Annotated in this window: 1 protein-coding gene; it reads left to right on the forward strand. The window is 42.7% G+C overall.

Annotation, left to right across the window (positions count from 1 at the left end; all coding sequences use genetic code 11):
- Positions 1 to 262 (forward strand): class II glutamine amidotransferase (locus tag AAEZ02_RS22780; protein ID WP_351125369.1); only part of this gene is annotated, 262 nt, incomplete at both ends.

The following is a 262-nucleotide window of genomic DNA, read 5'->3' on the forward strand; positions in this document are numbered from 1 at the left end:
CGCATACACTGCGTGAAAAGGGCGTTTTTAATATGCTGCTGACCGATGGCGTATTTGTTTTAGCTTACTGTACCAATAACTTACATTACATAACTCGCCGTGCGCCCTTTGGAAAAGCGACCTTGATTGATGCTGACATGGTGGTCGATTTTAACGAAGAAACCACGCCCAACGATATTGTTAGTGTTATAGCAACAAAACCACTGACTAACGACGAGCGCTGGAAAAAAATGCAGCCGGGTGAGTTTGTATTATTTAAGAT

The organism is Shewanella sp. T24-MNA-CIBAN-0130, from assembly GCF_040310185.1.
Classification (GTDB): Bacteria; Pseudomonadota; Gammaproteobacteria; order Enterobacterales; family Shewanellaceae; genus Shewanella; species Shewanella psychromarinicola.